This is a genomic window from Spiribacter pallidus (genome assembly GCF_040838495.1).
Lineage (GTDB): Bacteria > Pseudomonadota > Gammaproteobacteria > Nitrococcales > Nitrococcaceae > Spiribacter > Spiribacter pallidus.
Genome location: NZ_JBAKFM010000002.1, coordinates 83,228 through 102,477, shown reverse-complemented (window position 1 = coordinate 102,477; position 19,250 = coordinate 83,228). Strand labels below are relative to the sequence as shown.

The following is a 19,250-nucleotide window of genomic DNA, read 5'->3' as shown; positions in this document are numbered from 1 at the left end:
GCGTGCTGTCATGTCACCGTCACGGCGGTGTCACAGACTGACCCGATGTTCAGGGCTACCGTCGACGCCGCCGCACTGATCTACAGCGGCCTTGCGCCCAACCGCGCCAGCCTGGTCGAGGCCGGGTGGCGGCGCCGGCTGATCACCCTGGGGCTGGCGGTGGTCCTGCCACTCGCCCTGCTCTACTACTGGATCGGGCTGGGGCTCGATGAGATCGTCTTTCGGGGTTATCGCCGCGTGGCGGTCCGCCGGCCGGTGTTCATCCTGGGCGTGCCACGGAGCGGGACGACAGCGCTGCACGAAGCGCTGGCCCAGGATGGGCAGTTCACCACCCAGCGCACCTGGGAGTGTCTGCTCGCTCCGGCCATCAGCCATCGCTACCTCTGGCGCGGCCTGGCGCGGCTGGATCGGCTGGCGGGCAACCCGCTGCGACGGACCGCGGGCTGGTTCAACCGGCGCTGGCTCGCCGGTCTGACCCATGCCCACCCGCTTGCCTTGTCAGCGCCCGAAGAGGACTACCTCAGCCTTCTGCCCCAACTCTCGGCCTTCATCCTGGTGGTGGCGTTTCCGGACTCGGCCCGGCTCTGGCGCCTGGGCCGGGGCGATGAGGCACTGAGCGAGGCCGAGAGGGCAAGGCTGATGCGCGCCTACCATCGCAGCATCCAGCGGCATCTGTACTTCTATGGCAGCCAGCGCATCTACCTGGCCAAAAACGCCAGTCATGCCGTGCTGGCGGCCAGTCTCTGCCAGACCTTCCCCGATGCCCGTTTCATCGCCTGTCTGAGGGATCCGCAACAGGTCGTCTCGTCACAGCTTGCCAGCCTGATGCCGGCCATGGCGGCCCTGCATGGCCGAATCCGGCGCCCGGCACTGACCCGGCAGATGACCCGCCAGCTGCGGTTTGCCTATACCCATCTGCTTTCGGTGTTGCCACAAAAGGCGCCCCGGCGGTCGGTGCTTGTCCCCCTCGACGCCCAGCGCCACGGGCTCCAGGCGACCCTGACCGCAATCTACCCGACCCTCGGGCTGACGCTGTCGCCGGCGTTTGCCCGGACACTGGCCGGGCTGGATGAAAAGGCCCGCCAGTGGCAGTCCGGCCACCGACACAAGGCCGCCGACTTCGGGCTCACACGCGCGGATATCGAGCAGGCATTCGGTTTTCTGCGCGCCGGTTTCGACTTCGCCGCCCGGCGGCCGATCCCGGCCACCGAGGTCGAGCGCCCGTCCCCGCCATTGAATGTCGTGGTGGTCTCGGATGCGATCCCGCAACGCAACGGGGTCGGCACCTACTACCACGACCTGCTCGCCCATCTGGCGGATCAGGTGGGGCAGATTGGCCTGATCACGCCGGCCACCCGGGGCATCCCGCACTGGTGGGAAGGCCCCATGCCGGGCGATGCCACCCAATCCATCGCCCTGCCCTCGCCCGCGGCGCTGCAGACGGCCATCGCCGATCAGACCCCCGATGTCATGGTCGCCGCCACGCCGGGGCCCTACGGGGTGATCGCCACCCATATCGCACGCCGCCTGGGGGTGCCTGTGATCGCCGGGCTGCATACCGATTTCGAGTCGATTGCCGGGCTCTATTTCGGCCCGGTTCGTGGTCGGCTCAACCGCCTGTTGATGCGCTGGATCAACCGCTACATGTTCTCGCGGGCTGCTGCGGTCGTGAGCAACGCCACCGCCATGCAAAGCCTCGCCCGGGCGCGGGGTGCACGGCGCGCGGTGCCGGTGACAACCCCGGTGCCACGGGACTTTATCGACACCCCCCCATCCCGGCTCAATACGCCGCCGCAGCGTTTGCTCTTTGTCGGGCGGCTTGCCGAGGAGAAACGCGTAGAGACGCTGATCGACACCGCCGGCGCCCATCCCGATCTGCAAATCCGCATTGCCGGCGATGGACCGCTGCGATCGATGGTCGAGTCGGCTGCCCAGCGGCTGGAGAACCTCGAGTATTTGGGATGGATGACGCGATCGTCACTGCGTGAGGCGCTGGATGCGGTGGATATGCTCGTACTGCCCTCACGGATCGAGGCCTTCGGGACGGTGGCCCTCGAGGCCATGGCCCGCGGCCGCATCACGCTGGTGACGCGGGGCTGCGGGATCACCGACTGGCCGGACCTGGCCCGGGGCCTGCACATCGCCGAAGTCGATGAGCCCATCCCCGAGGCGGTGGCCCGCGTACGGGCGCTACCCACCGACGCCCTGACCCAACAGGCAGAAACCGGGCGCGGCGCCGCCCGGGCCATGGCCCATCGTTGCACCCAGGAATGGCTCGAGCTGCTCCACGCCCCGGAGCCTGCGCGATGACCGCGGTTCACCTGAGTATTCACGATGTCATGCCCACGACCCTCGAGCCGGTCGCGGATCTGATCCGGATGAGCCAGGCCCACGGCTGGCCACCGCCCACACTGTTGGTGGTCCCCGGGCTTGAATGGGACCAGGCCGGCATCGAGCAGCTGCATGCCTGGCAGGCCGCCGGCCACGAACTGGCCGGCCACGGCTGGCGGCACCGAATCAGCGGCTACGGCGGGCTCTACCATCGCCTCCATGGGCTTTGCATCTCGCGGGATGTAGCCGAGCACCTGAGCCTCGATGCCGACGGCATCCTGGATTTGATGCGGCGCTGCCACCGCTGGTTCGGGCAACAAGGGCTGGATGCCCCTACCCTGTACGTGCCCCCGGCCTGGGCGCTGGGTCGTCTGCCCCGCTCAAGGCTGGGCGAACAGCCGTTCCGGCGCATCGAAACACTGTGCGGTATCAATGATCTGGAAAGGGGCCAGGTGGCGTTTCGCGCCCTTCTGGGCTATGAGGCCGGCAATCCGCTGCAGCATGCCGCGCTTGTCATCAACAACGCCATCAACCGAAAAAGGGCCCCGCGGGCGGGGCTGCGCATCGGGCTGCATCCACAGGATGCGCAGCTCCCCCTCGCCGGGGCCCTGCATCAGGATCTGGCGCGGTTCACGCCGCCGCCAGCAGGCGGTTGACCTCGTCCCAGTTGACCACATCCCAGAACGCCTCAACGTAATCCGGCCGACGGTTCTGGTAGCGCAGGTAGTAGGCGTGTTCCCAGACATCCAGCCCCAGGATGGGCGTGCCGTTGTCCTCGGCCACATCCATGATCGGGTTGTCCTGGTTGGGGGTCGAGGTGACCTTGAGCCCCTGCGGCGTGGCGATCAGCCAGGCCCAGCCAGAGCCGAAACGACCCAGGGCGGCGTTGGTAAAGGTCTCGCGAAAGGCATCGAACGAGCCAAAGGCCTGATCGATCCCGCTGGCCACCTCACCCGTCGGCGCGCCGCCACCATTGGGCGAGAGCATCTTCCAGAACAGCGAATGGTTGAAATGCCCGCCGCCGTTGTTGCGCACCGCCGCCGGCAGGGCCGAGACATTGGCAAGCAGCGCTTCCAGGTCCTTGCCCTCGTGCTCGGTGCCGCCGACGGCATCATTGAGCTTGGTAACGTAGGTGTTGTGATGCTTGGTGTGGTGGATCTCCATCGTCCGGGCGTCGATGGACCGATCCAGCGCGTCATAGTCGTAAGGCAAATCCGGTAGCGTAAAGGCCATGGGAATCTCCTTTGCGTTTGCGTGCATGGGTTCGGGAAAACCCCTAAACCGTACCCTTTCAGTCCCATTTTGACCACCACCGGCCCGGGCTTCCGGCCGGATGGGGCTGGCCAATCACCGGGCCAATCGGCAATACTGCATCGCAGAGATGCATTTGACTCACCGGAGCTGCCAATGACCGCCCGCCAACTGCTCATTTTATTCGTCTGCGCTTCTACCCTGACGGCCTGTGGCATGATGCCCGGCGGCGACAGCGAGCCCGAAGCGGCCGGGTCGACGGCACCGGCCGAACCCGCCGAGCCGGTGAGCAGCAACCGCTTCCCGGAACTGACCGTGGGCACCAGCACTCCGGATACCTTCTCGCGCCAGCTCGGCCGTTACACCACTTACGCACGCACCGACTGCAACAACGACCGCGACCAGCGGGCGGCCTTCGTCGAGACCCTGGACAAACTCAAGGGCAACGCCGTCGAGGATGGCGCCGATTATCTGCGCGTGCTTGGCACCGGCGAGCTCGAGAGCCGGGGGCTTTGTCATAACGACATGTTCCAGCTCACCGGCGTGGCCTTCCGCGAGGAGACCCTGCCCCAGGGCGGCAGCGCGGGGGGTGGCAGCAACACCGATTCGCTGACCAGCCGGCTCGAAGAGCTGGATACCCTGCGCGATCGCGGGCTGATCAGTGACAACGAGTACCAGCAGCTTCGCGAGCGGGTTCTCAACGAAGCCTACTAGGCCAGCAACATGCCCGCACGGGGCGAGTGGGTCTGGTCGCTGGCCCTGCCGGCGGCCTTCATCCTTTTATGGAGCACCGGCTTTATCGGCGCCAAGCTTGGCCTGCCGTGGATCGAGCCGCTGACCTTTCTGTCCATCCGCATGATCATCGCCGGCGGCCTGTTGGGGCTGGTGGCCGTGCTCACCCGTGCACCCTGGCCAGCGGATGGTCGCGCCATTGTCCATACCGCCGCTGCCGGCCTGCTGGTCCACGCCGCCTACCTGGGTGGCGTGTTCTGGGCCATCGATCGGGGCCAGGCGGCGGGTGTGACGGCGATCATCGTCGCCCTTCAGCCGCTTTTGACCGCGACACTAGCCGGCCCGCTGCTCGCCGAGCGAGTCAGCGCCCGCCAGTGGCTGGGGCTTGTTCTGGGGTTCGCCGGGGTCTCGCTGGTCATCCTCGGCCGGCTCGAGGGCGGCGCGATCTCGATCCAGACCCTGACCGCGACGCTGATCGCGCTTGTCGGGATCACCCTCGGCACGCTGTATCAAAAACGCTTCTGCCCGGTCACCGACCTGCGCAGCGGCGGCGCCATTCAGTACGCCGCCAGCGCCATTGTGCTGGGCAGTCTGGCGGTTGTCCTCGAGGAGCAGCGCATCATCTGGACCGGCGAGCTTGTCTTTGCGCTGGCCTGGCTGGTGCTGGTGCTGTCGGTGGGTGCGATCGGGCTTTTGTTTTTGCTCATCCGCCATGGTGCGGCCTCGCGGGTGGCATCGTTTTTCTACCTGGCCCCACCCATTACCGTGGTCACCGCCTGGCTGCTGTTCGACGAGATCCTCCCGCCCCTGGCACTGGTCGGCCTGGCGGTGGTGGTGATCGGCGTGGCGCTGGTGCAGCGGCCATCACCGGTTCAGTCCAATCGGGGGTAGTCACCCGCCGACAGGGTGCTTATGCTCGCGCTATGAGTGAAAGCCTTCAGGATCAACTGTTAAAGGCCGGGTTGGTCGACGAGCAGTCGGTCAAAAAGACGCGCAGCAAAAAGCGCAAGCAGCGCCGGCGTGGCGAGACCGACAGCGAGCAGGCCAGCGCCAGTCAGGCCGCGATCCAGCGCGAAGTCGACCGCAAGGCCCGGGCCCGCACCCTCAATCGCCGCCAGCAGGAGGAACGCCAGCGCGAGGCCGCCGAGAAGGCCGCCCGTCAGATGGTCATCGACCAGGAGGTCCCCCATGATGGCGATGAGCGCTTTCAATTCGAGCACAATGGCCGCATCCGCCCGGTGAATGTCAGCGCCGCACAGCGCCGTCAGCTCGCCGCCGGCGAACTGGCCATCGCCCGGACCCGTGGTCGGTATCGCCTGGTCCCCGCCGCCGTCGTGGCAACCCTGCGCCGGGACGCGCCCTTTCTGCTGGCCTGGACCGCCGACCAGGCCGGCCCCCACGAACAGTCCGAGGCGGCCTACCCGGATCACCCGGTCCCGGATGACCTCATCTGGTGATGCATTGAGGCGATCAGATCGGTAAAGCGGTCGCCCTGCACCCGGACATGGGCGCGCAGTGACTCTGCAGCGGCCTCAGCATCACCGACCTCGATAGCGGCCACCACCTCAGCATGCTCCTGCTGTGATCGCTGCAGTCGATTGCGCATCCGCAGCTGCAGCCGTCGATACGGTTTGAGCCGATCGTGCAGCCGACGGGCCTCTTCCTCGAGAAAGCCGTTCTGACTGGCACGGTAGATGATGTGGTGGAAATGCTCGTTTTCGTAGTAATAGCGATCGGCGTCGCCCTGGGCGGCCGCACTCTGACACGCCCGCAGGGCTTTGCTGAGTTCGGCCATCTCGGCAGTGCTCACCCGGCGCGCCGCAAGCCGTGCCGCCATTGCCTCGAGCTCGGCCATCACCTCGAAGCGTTCGATGAGTTCGGTCACACCCAGTTCGGCGACAAATGTCCCGCGCTTGGGCACCACCACCAGCAGCCCACTGGCGTGGAGCTGCTGGATCGCCTCGCGCACCGGCGTGCGTGAGCAGCCGTAACGCTCGGACAACGCCTCCGGATCGATCTTCTCTCCGGGGCTGAGTTCGCCGTTGATCACCGCTTCGGCCAGTTCATCGCGCAGGCGCTGCATTTGCGAGGTCCGCTCCCGCGTCATAACTCCCTCCTTGATCCGCCAAGGGTTGACACCCCCGCTTTCCTTCACTATACCGATGTATACATCAATTCGTTTGATGTATATCAAAACAAACACCTGACAATCCATCAGGAGGAGAGAACGATGATACGCAATCATCACATCATCGGTGGCGCCGTTGCCATCGCCGTCGCCATTGGCAGCACCGCCATGGCCCAGACCACGCTGCGGGCGTCACACCAGTGGCCCGGTGGCCAGGGCGATGTCCGTGACGAGATGGTTCAGATTCTCGCCCGCGAAGTCGCCGAGGCCGATGTCGGCCTCGAGGTCCAGGTCTACCCCGGGGCGTCGCTGTTCGGCCCCAAGGAGCAGTGGGGTGCCATCGCCCAGGGACGGCTCGACATCACCGCCCTGCCCCTGGACTACGCCAGTGGCCGCCACCCGGAATTCTCGGCAACGCTGATGCCCGGGCTCGTGCGTAACCACGAGCGGGCCGAGCGTCTCAACGACTCGCGCTTCATGGACATGATCAAGGATGTCATCAACGAAGGCGGAGCCCGCGTTCTGGCGGATGCCTGGCTGGCCGGCGCATTCGCTTCGAACGAGCGTTGCATCACCTCGCCGGACAGCGTCGAGGGCCAGACCATGCGCGCGGCAGGACCGGCCTTCGATGAACTGCTCGCCGCCGCCGGCGCATCGATCGCCTCGATGCCCAGCTCGGAGATCTACTCGGCCATGCAGACCGGCGTGCTGACCGGCGCCAACACCTCGTCCGGGTCGTTCGTCTCTTATCGCATCTACGAGCAGGTCACCTGCCTGACCCGCCCGGGTGAGAACGCGCTCTGGTTCATGTACGAGCCGATCCTCATCTCCGAGCGTACCTGGCAGCGGCTCAATGACGAGCAGCGTGAGGCGCTCATGGATGCCGGCCAGGTGGCCGAGGAGTACTTCGCAGCCGAGGCGGCGGGACTGGACGAGACGCTGGTCGATGTGTTCTCGGAAAACGGTGTCGAGGTCGTCGGCATGTCCAGCGAGGACTATCAGGCCTGGCTCGAGCTGGCACAGCAGAGCTCCTACCAGACCTTTGCGGACAATGTCCCCAACGGCCAGGAACTCATCGATGCAGCCCTCGAAGTCGAGTAACGGCCCCGCTACGGCCACCCCGGGCGGGGTGGCCGCGGCCTATATCCGCCTGATCGACCGCTTGTCAGTCACAACAGCGGTGATCGCCGCGGGGCTTTTGATATCGGGTGTGGTGGTCGTCTGCCAGATGATCTTCGTCCGCTATATCCTCAACCAGAGCACCGTCTGGCAGACCGAGTACACGATCTACTCGATCACCGGCGCCATGATGCTGGGCGCGCCCTATGTCCTGCTGACCAAAGGGCATGTGGCCGTCACGGCACTGCCTGATTTTCTGGGCGGCCGCGCCCGGGTGATCATGCTGACGATCGGCAGACTGGTCGGCCTGGGGTTTTGTCTCGCCCTCACCTATGCGGCCTGGTATTACGTCTACGAAGCCTGGCATCTGGGATGGGGCACCGGCACGGTCTGGAATCCGCCGCTGTGGATACCGATCTTTCCCATGGCCGTTGCGGCGACCCTTTTGTGTCTTCAATACATCGCAGAATTCCTGCGCGGAGCACCCTGATCATGGATCCATTGACCAGTGGGCTGCTCGTGGTCATCGGCCTGTTCGTGCTGATGGCCATCGGCACCCCCATCGCGTTTGCCCTGGGCGGCATCTCACTGATCGCGCTCGTGGCCAGTCGTGGGTTGCCGGAGCTGACCTACTTTGGTGAAACCTTCTACGAGAGCATCGCCCATTTTGGCTTCGTGGCGATCCCCATGTTCATCATGATGGGCGCGGCGGTGGCCTCATCCCCTACCGGCCGCGACCTCTACCGCGCGCTCGACGTCTGGCTGGGCCGAGTGCCGGCCGGGCTTGCGGTTTCCAACATCGGTGCCTGCTCGATCTTTGCCGCGCTGTCCGGCTCGTCGCCGGCCACCTGTGCGGCCATCGGCAAGATGGGCATCCCCGAGATGCGGCAACGCGGCTATCCCGACGGCGTGGCCGCCGGTTGTATCGCCGCCGGGGGCACGCTCGGCATCCTCATCCCGCCGTCGGTAACCATGATCGTCTATGGCATCGCCACCGAGACCTCCATCGGGCGGCTGTTCATGGCCGGGGTGTTTCCGGGCTTCATGCTGGCGGGGCTTTTCATTGTCTGGACCATCATCGCCTGCCGCATCAGCGGTGGATACGGCGGCTCGGTCAAGGCCGGCGTCAATCAGGTGGCCAACAATGTCCGCGCCAACCTGGATGCCATCCGGCGGGTGCTGCCCTTCCTGGCGGTGGTGCTGGGCATTCTCTTTACCCTCTACGGCGGGGTCGCCACGCCCTCCGAAGCGGCCGGCGCCGGGGCCTTTCTCTGCATCCTACTGGCGATTGTCATCTACCGGATGTGGGACCGTCAGCGCCTGCAGCTGATCTTCCGCGACACCCTGCGCGAGAGCGTCATGATCATGCTGATCATCGCCGCGGCCGAGATCTTTGCCTTTGCCCTGTCGTCGCTATTCATCACCCAGACCCTGGCCGAGGCGATCGCCACCATGGAGGTCAATCGCTGGGTGCTGATGGGCATTATCAATGTCTTTTTGCTGGTGGCCGGTTTCTTCCTGCCGCCGGTCGCTGTCATCGTGATGACCGCCCCCATCCTGATGCCGATCATCCTCAATGCCGGCTTCGATCCCTACTGGTTTGCGGTCATCCTGACCATCAACCTCGAGATCGGGTTGATCACCCCGCCGGTGGGGCTGAACCTTTTCATCATCAACGGGATCGCCCCGGAGATCTCGCTTCGCGACATCCTGCTCGGCAGCCTGCCCTACGCGCTGTGCATGGTGTTGGCGATCATCATCCTTTGCTTTTTCCCGGGCATCGCCACCTGGTTGCCGACCACCATGATGGGCTGATCGGTCATGGCCATCGTCAACGTCGGCTTCCTCCAGGATCTGCTGCATACCATCACCCAGCGTGACAGCCGGGCGATGCGGCGGGCACGCCAGCGTGGCCTGCCCGACTCGGCCGCTGATCTGATCGATGCCTGCCGCACACTCATGGACAGTGACGGCGAGGCCTCGAGCATCGCGCTGGCGCAGCGGGCGCTTGATATCTACAAAAGCCTCGCCACCGACGAGAAGAAAGCCTTCTTCCAGTCACTGGCCCGTGACTTCTCCGCCGACCGGGTTGCCATCGAGCAGGCCTACGGCGCCTGGCAGTCCCACCACGACGAGGCCACGCTGGGGCAGCTGTTTGCCGCCTGCGAGCCGGCCCGCCAGGAGCTTCTACGACGGCTCAACCTGCCCGCCGGCGGCACCCTCGAGCTGGTCCGCATGCGCCAGACCCTGCTCGAGGTCATGGGTGATGACCCCGAGCTGCGCGCGGTGGATGCGGACTTCCAGCATCTGTTCGGATCGTGGTTCAACCGGGGTTTCCTGGTCCTGCGGCGCATCGACTGGCAGACACCGGCGGCCATTCTCGAGAAGATCATCGCCTATGAGGCGGTGCATGCCATCAGCGATTGGCAGGATCTGCGGCGACGCCTCGACCAGCGCGACCGACGCTGCTTTGCCTTCTTCCATCCAGCCACCGGCGACGAGCCGTTGATTTTTGTCGAGGTGGCCCTCGAGCCGGCCATCCCCGAGCGGGTTCAGGCCATCCTCGACGAGGATACCGATGGCGCCGCCGACGACGGGCCATTGACCACCGCCGCTTTCTACGGCATCAGCAACTGTCAGCGGGGGCTGCGCGGGATATCGTTTGGCAATTTCCTGATCAAGCAGGTGGTCACCGAACTCTCGCGCGAACTCCCGGACCTGCGCCAGTTCGTCACGCTCTCTCCCATGCCCGGCTTCCGGCGCTGGCTCGACGAACTGCGCCGGGCCGAGCCGGCGCGACTCGACGCCGAGACCCTTGCCACCCTCGATCGGCTCGATGACCCGGACTGGGTGGACGATCCGTCGACACAGGAAACGCTGGCCGGACCATTGCGCTCCCTCGCCGCCCACTACCTGGGCGTGGCCAAGCGCCGCGGCAATACCCCGCTCGACCCGGTGGCCAACTTCCATCTTGGCAACGGCGCCCGGCTCGAGCGAATCAACTTCCTCGGCGACCGCTCGGCCAAGGGGCTGGAGACCGCCGCCGGCATGATGGTCAATTATTTGTATGTCCCCGACGAGATCGAGCGCAACCACGAGCGCTTTACTGCCGATGGCCACATTACCCAATCCAGCAATGTGCGTGATCTTTCAAGACGCGCCCGCAAGATGATCCAGGAGAATCCGGCGCCATGAGCGACAATCTCTACCAGCACTTTCACACCGTTATCGAGCGCCAGCCCGAGGCGACGTTCATGACCACGCCCGCCGGGCGGGTCATCCGCTACGGCGACCTCCCAGGCCTCACCGCGGGGTTGGCCGGCGCGATGCAGGCAATGGGCGTGGCGCCGGGCGACCGGGTGGCCGTGCAGGTGGAGAAAAGCCCGGAGACCATCCTGCTCTACCTTGCCTGTCTGCGCATGGGCGGTGTCTATCTGCCGCTGAACACCGCCTACACCGGCGAGGAGATCGCCTACTTTCTCGCTGACGCCGAACCGGCGCTGTTCGTCTGCCGGCCCGAGGACGAGGCCAGTGCCCGGGCGCTTTGTACCGACGCCGCGCAGACAAGCGTGGCCACCCTCGATGGCGACGGCCAGGGCAGCCTGATCGAGGCAGCCGCCCGGGCCGAGCCCATGTCGGGCATCACCCCCAGGACGGCGAATGATCTTGCCAGCATTCTCTATACCTCGGGCACCACGGGCCGCTCCAAGGGGGCGATGCTCACCCACGGCAACCTGCTCAGCAATGCCCGGGCACTGGCCGAGACATGGCGGTTCACACCGGACGACCGGCTCATCCATGCGCTGCCGATATTCCATATCCACGGGCTTTTTGTGGCCTGCAACACGGTGCTGGCAAGCGGCGCCTCGATGCTGTATCTGCCGCGCTTTGACGCCGACGAGGTCATTGATGCCATGGTCGATGGCACGGTGCTGATGGGCGTGCCGACCTTCTATACAAGGCTTTTGAAGTCACCACGCCTCACCCGCGATGCCGTCGCCGCCATGCGCCTTTTTGTCTCGGGGTCGGCGCCGCTTACCACCGAGACCCACAACGCCTTTTCCGAGCGCACTGGCGTGGCCATTCTCGAGCGGTACGGAATGACCGAGACGGGCATGAACAGCTCCAACCCCTATGACGGTGAGCGCTGCGCCGGCACCGTGGGCTTCCCCCTGCCGGGGGTGGAAATCCGCATCACCCAACCCGAGCAGGCCACCGCCCTGCCGGATGGCGAGGTCGGGATGATCGAGGTGCGCGGGCCCAACGTGTTCAGTGGCTACTGGGGCATGCCCGAGAAGACCGCCGAAGAGCTTCGCAGCGACGGGTGGTTTATCACCGGCGACCTCGGGATGATCGACGACCGCGGCTATCTGCAGATCGTCGGCCGCGGCAAGGATCTTGTCATCTCTGGCGGCTACAACGTCTATCCCCGCGAGGTCGAGCAGATCATCGACGAACACCCGGATGTAGAGGAATCGGCGGTCATTGGTGTCGCCCACCCGGATTTCGGCGAGGGGGTGACGGCGGTCGTGGTCCCGGCCGCCGGGGCCAACCCCAGCGAATCATCCATCCAGCAAGCCCTCGACGGCCGACTGGCGCGATTCAAGCAGCCCAAACGGGTGGTGTTTGTCGACGCCCTGCCCCGCAACGCCATGGGCAAGGTGCAGAAAAACCAGCTGCGCGATACCTACGCGACCCTCTACTCGGCCAGCGAGTAAGCCTTGAGCAAAAAGGCATAGCGCCGGGCCACCTCTTCGAGGTACTGAAAGCGTCCCCCCGGCCCGCCGTGGCCGGCGCTCATGTTGGTATGCAGCAGCAACATGCCCGACGGCCGGCCCTCGGCCCGCAACCGGGCCACCCATTTGGCCGGCTCCCAATAAGTCACCCGGGGGTCTGACACCCCGGCGGTAACCAGCAGATGCGGGTAGGGCGCCGGCGAAATGTTGTCGTAGGGCGAATAGGCGGCGATATCCGCATAGGCGCCGGCATCCTCGATGGGGTTGCCCCATTCCGGCCACTCCGGGGGCGTGAGAGGCAGGTCGGGATCGAGCATGGTATTGAGCACATCCACGAACGGCACATCGGCCACCGCAGCATGGAAAAGCGCCGGGCGCTGGTTGATGACCGCACCGACGAGCATGCCACCGGCACTGCCGCCGTGGACGGCAATCCGTCCGGCGCCGGTGTAGCCGGCCTCGATCAACGCCTCGGCGGCGGCGATGAAATCGGCGAAGGTGTTGTGCTTGGAACCGGCTCGCCCCTCTCGATACCAGCGATAACCCCGCTCCTTGCCGCCGCGGACATGGGCGATGGCATAGACAAAGCCACGATCCACCAGTGACAGCCGGTGAGGACTGAACCCCGGCAGTTCGCTGATGCCATAGGCACCGTAGCCGTAGAGCAGCAGTGGGGTATCGGCATCCGGGGCCCGATCGCGGCGGTGGAATAACGACACCGGCACCTGCTCGCCGTCCGGGGCGGTGGCAGTCAGGCGATGCGAGACATAATCCGCCGGATCGTGGCCCGAAGGGATCACCTGGGTCTTGCGCAACAACCGCTCCCGGCTTGCCATGTCGTAGTCATAGACCCGGGTGGGATAGGCCAACCCCGAGATCGCAAAACGCAGGGTATCGGTGCGGTACTCCAGACCGGGGATCAGCCCCACCTCGATACACGGATCGGGCTGGTCGATGACATGCTCCTCACCGCTCGTCAGCGACCGGATCACGAGTCGCGACTCGGCAGCCTCCAGCTCCTGACGGACCAGCCAGTCGGCAAAAAGCAGCATTCCCTCGATCAACCGGCCGGGCCGATGCGCGACCATTGCCTGCCAGTGCGCCTGTCCCACCGAGCCGATCGGCGCCCGGGCAATCCAGAAATCCTCGGCGCCACCGGCGTTGGTGAGAATCAGCCACTCGTCGCCATGATCGCTGATGGCGTACTCCACACCCGGTTGCCTGGCGGCGACCAGCTGCGGCTCGACGCCAGGGTTGTCGGCGGGTATCCAGCGCACCTCGCTGGTGGTGTGATCGTGGCTGTCGATGAGCAGATAGCGACCGCTTTCGGTCAGATCCACGCCCAGGAAAAACCCCGGATCGGCCTCGGTGTAGACGCACTCATCGCTGCCCGGGGGCGTCCCCAGCCGGTGGCGATAGACCCAGCGCGGCCGGTGCGCTTCATCCAGCACGGTATAGAGCAGGGTCTGGTGATCGGCGGCCCAGACCAGATCGCCCCGGGCCTGCCCGATGACTTCATCGAGATCTTCGCCGGTGGCCAGATCCCGAAACCGAATCTCAAAGGCCTCGGCGCCGGTACGATCGACCGCATAGGCCAGCCAGCGGTGATCGGCGCTGTGCGAGGCACCCCCTAGGCGAAAATACTCACTGCCCGCCGCCTCGGCATCGCCGTCAAACAGGATCTGCTCGTCCCCGCCGTCACGGGGCCGGCGGCAGAGCAGGGCATGCTGCCCACCCTCGCGAAAGCGGCTGTAATAGGCCCAGGGGCCATCCGGCGCCGGCACGCTGCTGTCATCCTCGCGGATGCGGCCGCGCAGCTCACCGACCAACTGCCGGCGCAGGGGCTCGACATCCGCCAGCATGGCCTCGGCGTAGCGGTTTTCGGCCTCGAGATAGCTGCGAATCGCCGGATCCAGCCGTTGCGGGTCGGCCATGGCATCGCGCCAGTTGGCATCCCGCAGCCAGGCATAGGGATCTTCGCGCCGCTTACCATGACGTTGATCCAGTACCACCCGGCGCGGGGCAATCGGGGGGTGGATGGAGTCGGTGGTCGTGGCGTTTGTCATAATGCAGAGGCCTCAAGACCGGCCCGGGCACGGCGCTCCGCGCGGAGCGCCAGCCAGGCGTGGGTGGCGACGGTCACCAGGATAATGCTGCCGCCCACCAGGGTCAGCGCCGGTGCCGCTTCGCCCAGCACCCACCACACCCAGATCGGCCCGAGGATGGTCTCGAGCAGCAGACAGAGGCTGACCTCCGGCGAGGGGATGTAGCGGGTGGCCACGGTGAGCATGAGGGTGGCAAGCGGCATCTGCACCAGCCCCATGGCCAGAAGCACCCCGTAGCTCTGGGCAGACAGCGCGAAAGGATCGGCAAAGGGGATGGCCATCGCCCCGGCGATGGCACCACTGACACAGACCAGCGGCAGCCGCGGCGTCGCCGGAAAGCGCCGCAGAATGGTCAACTGGCCGCCGACGGTCATGGCCAGCAGCAAAGCCAGACCATCGCCGATCCACGAGCCGCCCTGCAGGCCACCGCCAAAGACCACCACCACACCGGCCATGGCCAGCGCGATGGCCACCCAGGTGCGCAAGGGCACGGGCTCGGCGAGAAACAGCCGCGAGAAGATCGCGGCGAAAAACGGCGACGCCGCCAGCAGGACCACAGTATTGGCGGCGGTCGTGTGACTGACCGACAGGACAAAAAGCGAGGTGTTGCCCGATAACAAAACCACGGCCAACAACAGCAGGCCGCGATCCCGCCGGCGCGGGGGCAACACCGCACGGCGGCCAGTGAGCAGCATCCACCCCCCCAGCGAGGCGCAGATCAGCCAGCCCCGCCAGAAGATGATATCCCAGTGATGGGCATCGGCGAGCCGCACCATGAGCGCATCAAAGCTGATCAAAAGCACCGCCCCCACGGCGATGGCCAGGCCCCGGGCATGGGCCTGCGGGCCAGAGAAAAGGGCTTGGGCCGGTGGTGCGGACAAACAGCCTCCTGCGGTGGGTAAAAGCCCTAGAGCCTATCCCCCGGGCCGGCCGATGACCAGTGGCGATCGTTTGTTCGCCATAATCCGGGCGTTTACACTACGCGCTCAATCAATGGTTCAGAGGTTTTCATGCAGATTGCAAACAACGCGGTGGTTGCCATCGATTACACCCTGCGCGACACCGAGGGCGAGGTCATCGACGCTTCGCCGGAGGGCCAGCCACTGCAGTATCTGCATGGCGCAGGAAACATCATCCCCGGACTCGAAAAAGCCCTCGAGGGCCGCGAGGCCGGCGACGATGTGGATGTCAGCATCCCACCGGAAGAGGCCTACGGCGAGCGCGACGACCGGCTGCAGCAGGACGTCCCACGCAGCATGTTCGAAGGCGTCGACAACATCGAGGCCGGGATGCGCTTTCAGGCCCAGACCCAGTCGGGCACCCAGGTAGTGACCGTCGCGGCGGTCAGCGGTGATCAGGTGACCGTCGATGCCAACCATCCCCTCGCCGGCCAGACCCTGAACTTCAAGGTCAAGGTCTCGGACGTTCGTGAGGCCTCGGACGAGGAAATCGAGCACGGCCACGTGCACGGCGAGTAAACACCCGGGGGCGACAAGGTGATCGAGATCGAGCGGGTTTCGCGGGCATTCGGTGGTCTGCAGGCAGTCCGCGAGGTCTCATTCACCGTCGCGACCGGCAGCATCACCGGCTTGATCGGGCCCAACGGCGCGGGCAAGTCGACGCTTTTCAACATCATCGCCGGCAGCATCCCGCCCGACAGCGGCGCTATCCGGTTGCAGGGCGAGGACATCACCGGTCTGCCCACCCATCGGCTTTTCCACAAAGGCCTGGTCCGCACCTTTCAGATCCCCCACGAGTTCTCCCGCATGACGGTGCGCGAGAACCTCATGCTGGTGCCGGCCGCCCAGCGCGGCGAAAACCTGCTCAAAAGCTGGCTGAGCTGGTGGAAAGTGGTCCGCGAAGACCGGGAAATCCTGCGCCGGGCCGATGATGTCCTGGCCTTTCTCGAAATCGACCACGTCCGGGACGAGCTGGCCGGCAACCTCTCCGGCGGCCAGAAAAAGCTGCTGGATCTGGGACGGACCATGATGACCGATGCCAGGGCGGTCTTGCTTGATGAACCCGGCGCCGGCGTCAACCGGACTCTGCTCGGCAAGCTCGCCGAGGCCATCGAGCGACTCAACCGCGAGCGCGGCTATACCTTTTGTGTGATCGAGCATGATATGGATCTGATCGCCCGGCTGTGCGACCCGGTCATGGTGATGGCCAACGGCGAGCTCATCGCCGAGGGGGATATGGCCAGCCTGCGACAGAACCCCCAGGTCCGCGAGGCTTATCTGGGCACCGGCAGTAGCGGCCAGACGGGGACCGGTACATGAGCCTGCTCGATGCCCAGGGGCTGTACGCCGGCTATGGGGGCGTGGATATCCTGCGCAACACCCACCTTCGGCTGGGCGCCGATGAAATTGTGGTCATTGTCGGGCCCAACGGCGCAGGCAAATCGACGGCGATGAAAGCGGTCTTCGGCCTGGTGCCCATCCGCGAAGGCCGGGTCCATTATCAGGGCGAGGACATCACCAATCGCCCCCCCGAGCGGATGGTCACCCGGGGCATCGCCTATGTCCCGCAGGAAGCCAACGTCTTTCCGTCGTTGAGCGTGCTGGAGAATCTCGAGCTGGGGGCCTATGCCCTGCGCGGCGATCATCGCCCGCGGCTCGAGAAGGTCTTCGAGATCTTCCCTCGGCTCAAGGAGCGCCGAAACCAACAGGCCGGCGTGATGTCCGGTGGCGAGCGGCAGATGGTGGCCATGGGCCGGGCGCTGATGGTCGAGCCGCGGCTTTTGATGCTCGACGAACCCACCGCCGGGCTGTCGCCGCGGTTGATTGATGAGACCTTCGAGCGCATTCGCGAGGTCAACCACCTGGGGATTGGCGTGCTGATGGTCGAGCAGAACGCCCGTCAGGCCCTGGCCATCGCCGACCGTGGCTATGTGCTCGCCACCGGCGAGAATCGATACGAAGACACCGGCCCCGCCCTTCTGGCCAATCCCGAGGTGGCGGAAATGTTTCTGGGCGGATAAACAATCATGGTTGAGGTCATCCAGCTACTGATCAACGGCATTCTGCTGGGCAGCATCCTGGCCCTGGGCGCGGTCGGGGCGACGATGATTTTCGGGGTGCTGCGTTTTGCCCATTTTGCCCACGGCGATTTCATGGCCGTGGGCGCCTACTTTGCCCTGAGTGTCGTCACGGTGTTCAACCTGCCGGTGCTCGCGGCACTGCCCGTCGCCATGGCGGCGACCGCCGGGCTGGCGGTGGCCATCGATCAGCTGGTCTATCGGCGCATCCGCCGTGTCCAGCCGGTGATCCTGCTGATCTCCTCGTTTGCCACGGCGCTGGTGCTGCGCTCGCTGATCCAGATGATCTGGGGCAGCAGCAATCAGGTCTATGAAACCGGTATCCAGCTGCCCTGGCGGATTGGGCCTTTTACCCTCAAACCCGATCATCTGCTGATCTTTCTGGCCGCCACCGGGCTGGTGGTCACCGTGCATCTTTTCCTCACCCGCACTCGGCTCGGCAAGGCCATGCGGGCGATGAGCGACAACATGAACCTGGCGCTGATCACCGGCATCCCGGCCGACCGGGTGATCATGGCCACCTGGGCCATCGGCGGCGCACTGGCCGCGGCGGCCGGCGTGTTTCTGGGCATGGATACGCGGCTCCACCCGGTGATGGGCTGGACGCTGCTGCTGCCGATTTTCGCCGCCACCATCCTGGGCGGCATCGGCCGGCCCTACGGCGCGATCTTCGGCGGGCTGGTCATCGGCTGTGCCATGGAGCTCTCGACACTAATCATTCCGGGCTCATACAAACCCGCGGTGGCCTTTGCCATCATGGTGGCCACGCTGGTTTTCCGGCCCCAAGGCATTATCAAGGGGACGGTCTGATGGATCTGGCAGGTCTGCTCGCCTATGGGCTTTTCTTCCTCAACCTGGTGGGCATCTACGCCATCATGGCGCTGGGGCTGAACATGCAATGGGGAATGACCGGGCAGTTCAACATCGGCATTGCCGGGTTTTTTGCCGTGGGCGCCTACACCAGCGCCATCCTGACCACCGGGTCATCGCCGACCTGGTTGGGCGGCTTCGGTCTGCCGTTTCTGCTGGGGCTGGCCGCGACGGTCCTGGTCTGCCTGCCCATTGCCTGGCTGGTCGGCCGCATCACCGCCCGACTGCGTACCGACTATCTGGCCATTGCCACCATCGGGATCGCCGAGATCATCCGGCTTTTCTTTCTCAACGAGGGATGGCTGACCAACGGCGTGCGGGGCATCCCCGGCATCGAGAAACCCCTGGGCACGGGCAACGGCGGCTACCTTTTGATCGTCACCGCCTTTGTCGCGCTGATCTGGCTATTGGTCGAAATGGCCCGGCGTTCGCCCTGGGGCCGGGTTCTGCGGGCCATCCGCGACAACGAGCCGGCCACCGCCGCCGCGGGCAAGGATATCGCCCGGTTCCGGCTGCAGGCATTCGTGGTGGGCTCGTGCATCATGGCGCTGGCCGGCGGGCTCTATGCCCACTTTGTCGGCTTTGTCAGCCCCGAGGCCTTCCGCCCGCTCTACGGCACCTTTCTGGTCTGGGTCATGCTCATCGCCGGGGGCAGCGGCAACAACCTGGGCGCCATCCTCGGGGCGCTGGTGGTCTGGCTGATCTGGTCATCCACCGAGATGCTTGCCGGGGTGCTGCCCACGGATCTGATCGGCAGCGAGAGCGCCTTTCGGGTATTCCTCATCGGGGTGTTGCTGCAGATCATCCTGGTCAGCCGGCCCCAGGGCATGTTGCCGGAGCGCCGTCCGCCCATGCCCGGCGAACAACGCTAGCGACGACGGACCGCTCAGGACCCGCCAACCACGCTCAACCGCGCCCGGAGGTTGCCCGTCACTGACACG

The 19,250-nt window shown here is 65.6% G+C and carries 19 protein-coding genes; 15 read left to right on the top strand and 4 right to left on the bottom strand.

Going from position 1 to position 19,250, the window contains the following annotated elements; translation table 11 throughout:
• Positions 1-45: 45 nt before the first annotated feature.
• Together V6X73_RS03810 and V6X73_RS03805 are read left to right on the top strand one after the other, a co-directional pair.
• Complete coding sequence (locus tag V6X73_RS03810; RefSeq protein ID WP_367958925.1) at positions 46-2,310, top strand: sulfotransferase; 2,265 nt, start codon at positions 46-48, stop codon at positions 2,308-2,310.
• Positions 2,307-2,987 carry a polysaccharide deacetylase family protein gene (locus V6X73_RS03805; protein WP_367958926.1) on the top strand — a complete coding sequence of 227 codons (681 nt, stop codon included), beginning with the start codon at positions 2,307-2,309 and terminating at the stop codon, positions 2,985-2,987. Before V6X73_RS03810 ends, V6X73_RS03805 begins: the two co-directional genes overlap by 4 nt.
• On the opposite strand, the gene V6X73_RS03800 is transcribed toward V6X73_RS03805, so the two are convergent.
• Positions 2,962-3,564, bottom strand: coding sequence for a superoxide dismutase (locus V6X73_RS03800; RefSeq protein WP_367958927.1), 603 nt, complete (start codon positions 3,562-3,564; stop codon positions 2,962-2,964). The two genes, V6X73_RS03805 and V6X73_RS03800, sit on opposite strands and share 26 nt — an antisense overlap.
• Positions 3,565-3,738: 174 nt before the next feature.
• Between V6X73_RS03800 and V6X73_RS03795 the strand changes: the two genes are divergently transcribed.
• From V6X73_RS03795 to V6X73_RS03785, 3 genes are read left to right on the top strand one after another with little or no spacing between them, the layout of a single operon-like run.
• Positions 3,739-4,296, top strand: a complete 558-nt coding sequence (locus V6X73_RS03795; protein ID WP_367958928.1) for an SHOCT domain-containing protein — start codon at positions 3,739-3,741, stop codon at positions 4,294-4,296.
• 9 nt (positions 4,297-4,305) lie between these two features.
• Positions 4,306-5,205, top strand: coding sequence for a DMT family transporter (locus tag V6X73_RS03790; protein WP_367958929.1), 900 nt, complete (start codon positions 4,306-4,308; stop codon positions 5,203-5,205).
• 32 nt (positions 5,206-5,237) lie between these two features.
• Positions 5,238-5,771, top strand: a complete 534-nt coding sequence (locus V6X73_RS03785; protein WP_367958930.1) for a DUF2058 family protein — start codon at positions 5,238-5,240, stop codon at positions 5,769-5,771.
• Here the strand turns inward: V6X73_RS03785 and V6X73_RS03780 are convergent.
• Positions 5,741-6,421 carry a GntR family transcriptional regulator gene (locus V6X73_RS03780; protein ID WP_367958931.1) on the bottom strand — a complete coding sequence of 227 codons (681 nt, stop codon included), beginning with the start codon at positions 6,419-6,421 and terminating at the stop codon, positions 5,741-5,743. The two genes, V6X73_RS03785 and V6X73_RS03780, sit on opposite strands and share 31 nt — an antisense overlap.
• Before the next feature lie 123 nt (positions 6,422-6,544).
• Here V6X73_RS03780 and dctP point away from each other — a divergent pair, with 123 nt between their 5' ends.
• From dctP to V6X73_RS03755, 5 genes are read left to right on the top strand one after another with little or no spacing between them, the layout of a single operon-like run.
• Positions 6,545-7,543, top strand: a complete 999-nt coding sequence (gene dctP, locus V6X73_RS03775; protein ID WP_367958932.1) for a TRAP transporter substrate-binding protein DctP — start codon at positions 6,545-6,547, stop codon at positions 7,541-7,543.
• Positions 7,521-8,051 (top strand): TRAP transporter small permease subunit, encoded by a 531-nt coding sequence (locus V6X73_RS03770; RefSeq protein ID WP_367958933.1) that lies wholly within the window; start codon positions 7,521-7,523, stop codon positions 8,049-8,051. The genes dctP and V6X73_RS03770 overlap by 23 nt, the downstream gene beginning before the upstream one ends.
• 2 nt (positions 8,052-8,053) lie before the next feature.
• Positions 8,054-9,376: a TRAP transporter large permease gene (locus V6X73_RS03765; RefSeq protein ID WP_367972180.1), complete on the top strand. Its 1,323-nt coding sequence runs from the start codon at positions 8,054-8,056 to the stop codon at positions 9,374-9,376.
• A gap of 6 nt (positions 9,377-9,382) precedes the next feature.
• A complete protein-coding gene (locus V6X73_RS03760; protein ID WP_367958936.1) occupies positions 9,383-10,756 on the top strand; it encodes a malonyl-CoA decarboxylase in 1,374 nt (457 codons plus the stop codon).
• Positions 10,753-12,279: a malonate--CoA ligase gene (locus V6X73_RS03755; RefSeq protein WP_367958937.1), complete on the top strand. Its 1,527-nt coding sequence runs from the start codon at positions 10,753-10,755 to the stop codon at positions 12,277-12,279. The genes V6X73_RS03760 and V6X73_RS03755 overlap by 4 nt, the downstream gene beginning before the upstream one ends.
• Here the strand turns inward: V6X73_RS03755 and V6X73_RS03750 are convergent.
• Entirely contained in the window at positions 12,261-14,363 is a 2,103-nt protein-coding gene (locus V6X73_RS03750) for a S9 family peptidase (protein ID WP_367958939.1), read from the bottom strand. The genes V6X73_RS03755 and V6X73_RS03750 overlap by 19 nt on opposite strands.
• A complete protein-coding gene (locus tag V6X73_RS03745) occupies positions 14,360-15,283 on the bottom strand; it encodes a DMT family transporter (protein ID WP_367958940.1) in 924 nt (307 codons plus the stop codon). The genes V6X73_RS03750 and V6X73_RS03745 overlap by 4 nt, the downstream gene beginning before the upstream one ends.
• A gap of 129 nt (positions 15,284-15,412) precedes the next feature.
• Here V6X73_RS03745 and V6X73_RS03740 point away from each other — a divergent pair, with 129 nt between their 5' ends.
• From V6X73_RS03740 to V6X73_RS03720, 5 genes are read left to right on the top strand one after another with little or no spacing between them, the layout of a single operon-like run.
• On the top strand, positions 15,413-15,880 hold the full coding sequence (locus tag V6X73_RS03740) for an FKBP-type peptidyl-prolyl cis-trans isomerase (RefSeq protein ID WP_367958941.1): 468 nt from the start codon (positions 15,413-15,415) through the stop codon (positions 15,878-15,880).
• Positions 15,881-15,898: 18 nt separating this feature from the next.
• Positions 15,899-16,681, top strand: coding sequence for an ABC transporter ATP-binding protein (locus tag V6X73_RS03735; protein ID WP_367958942.1), 783 nt, complete (start codon positions 15,899-15,901; stop codon positions 16,679-16,681).
• Positions 16,678-17,382, top strand: coding sequence for an ABC transporter ATP-binding protein (locus V6X73_RS03730; protein WP_367958943.1), 705 nt, complete (start codon positions 16,678-16,680; stop codon positions 17,380-17,382). The genes V6X73_RS03735 and V6X73_RS03730 overlap by 4 nt, the downstream gene beginning before the upstream one ends.
• 6 nt (positions 17,383-17,388) lie before the next feature.
• Positions 17,389-18,249, top strand: coding sequence for a branched-chain amino acid ABC transporter permease (locus V6X73_RS03725; protein ID WP_367958944.1), 861 nt, complete (start codon positions 17,389-17,391; stop codon positions 18,247-18,249).
• Positions 18,249-19,181, top strand: a complete 933-nt coding sequence (locus V6X73_RS03720; protein WP_367958945.1) for a branched-chain amino acid ABC transporter permease — start codon at positions 18,249-18,251, stop codon at positions 19,179-19,181. The genes V6X73_RS03725 and V6X73_RS03720 overlap by 1 nt, the downstream gene beginning before the upstream one ends.
• Positions 19,182-19,250 lie beyond the last annotated feature (69 nt).

Bases quoted from the DNA above. Each gene is read 5' to 3' on its own strand.
- V6X73_RS03810 (WP_367958925.1), top strand. From the start codon at position 46: ATGTTCAGGGCTACCGTCGACGCCGCCGCACTGATCTACAGCGGCCTT.
- V6X73_RS03805 (WP_367958926.1), top strand. From the start codon at position 2,307: ATGACCGCGGTTCACCTGAGTATTCACGATGTCATGCCCACGACCCTC.
- V6X73_RS03800 (WP_367958927.1), bottom strand. From the start codon at position 3,564: ATGGCCTTTACGCTACCGGATTTGCCTTACGACTATGACGCGCTGGAT.
- V6X73_RS03795 (WP_367958928.1), top strand. From the start codon at position 3,739: ATGACCGCCCGCCAACTGCTCATTTTATTCGTCTGCGCTTCTACCCTG.
- V6X73_RS03790 (WP_367958929.1), top strand. From the start codon at position 4,306: ATGCCCGCACGGGGCGAGTGGGTCTGGTCGCTGGCCCTGCCGGCGGCC.
- V6X73_RS03785 (WP_367958930.1), top strand. From the start codon at position 5,238: ATGAGTGAAAGCCTTCAGGATCAACTGTTAAAGGCCGGGTTGGTCGAC.
- V6X73_RS03780 (WP_367958931.1), bottom strand. From the start codon at position 6,421: ATGACGCGGGAGCGGACCTCGCAAATGCAGCGCCTGCGCGATGAACTG.
- dctP (WP_367958932.1), top strand. From the start codon at position 6,545: ATGATACGCAATCATCACATCATCGGTGGCGCCGTTGCCATCGCCGTC.
- V6X73_RS03770 (WP_367958933.1), top strand. From the start codon at position 7,521: ATGCAGCCCTCGAAGTCGAGTAACGGCCCCGCTACGGCCACCCCGGGC.
- V6X73_RS03765 (WP_367972180.1), top strand. From the start codon at position 8,054: ATGGATCCATTGACCAGTGGGCTGCTCGTGGTCATCGGCCTGTTCGTG.
- V6X73_RS03760 (WP_367958936.1), top strand. From the start codon at position 9,383: ATGGCCATCGTCAACGTCGGCTTCCTCCAGGATCTGCTGCATACCATC.
- V6X73_RS03755 (WP_367958937.1), top strand. From the start codon at position 10,753: ATGAGCGACAATCTCTACCAGCACTTTCACACCGTTATCGAGCGCCAG.
- V6X73_RS03750 (WP_367958939.1), bottom strand. From the start codon at position 14,363: ATGACAAACGCCACGACCACCGACTCCATCCACCCCCCGATTGCCCCG.
- V6X73_RS03740 (WP_367958941.1), top strand. From the start codon at position 15,413: ATGCAGATTGCAAACAACGCGGTGGTTGCCATCGATTACACCCTGCGC.
- V6X73_RS03730 (WP_367958943.1), top strand. From the start codon at position 16,678: ATGAGCCTGCTCGATGCCCAGGGGCTGTACGCCGGCTATGGGGGCGTG.
- V6X73_RS03725 (WP_367958944.1), top strand. From the start codon at position 17,389: ATGGTTGAGGTCATCCAGCTACTGATCAACGGCATTCTGCTGGGCAGC.
- V6X73_RS03720 (WP_367958945.1), top strand. From the start codon at position 18,249: ATGGATCTGGCAGGTCTGCTCGCCTATGGGCTTTTCTTCCTCAACCTG.